Source organism: Cognatundibacterium luofuense, from assembly GCF_018139685.1.
In the GTDB taxonomy this organism is placed as follows: domain Bacteria; phylum Pseudomonadota; class Gammaproteobacteria; order Burkholderiales; family Burkholderiaceae_D; genus Undibacterium; species Undibacterium luofuense.
Map to the genome: position 1 here is coordinate 1 of NZ_JAGSPN010000537.1, position 298 is coordinate 298.

A 298-nucleotide genomic window follows, 5' to 3' on the forward strand; every position below is an offset into this window, starting at 1 on the left:
TGTCATTAAAGCTGCCATCCGGATTTTTGCTTTTCCAGCCAATTTTAATTGTCATTCCAGAACTACTATCGGCTGTGCAAGTCCATGTTAAAGCTTTCGCGGTACTATTAAATGGAGCAGAATCCCGGCAGACTAGGACGCGCCCTCCAGGCAATAAGTCCTTAACACGCACGAGCCATTCATAAATTTCAGCCTTCACCAAGCCGTTTGCGTCACAACTTGCAGCAGATGTGAAGCACATGGTTGGTGCACTCGGCGCAGAATCGGTCAGGGAATTATAATTAATAGCTAAAAATGG

Annotated in this window: 1 pseudogene; it reads right to left on the reverse strand. The window is 45.6% G+C overall.

From position 1 onward, the window contains the following. Positions 1 to 202, reverse strand: a pseudogene (locus KDM89_RS21565) (type IV pilus modification protein PilV); the annotation flags it as partial. Between the last annotated feature and the right edge of the window lie 96 nt (positions 203 to 298).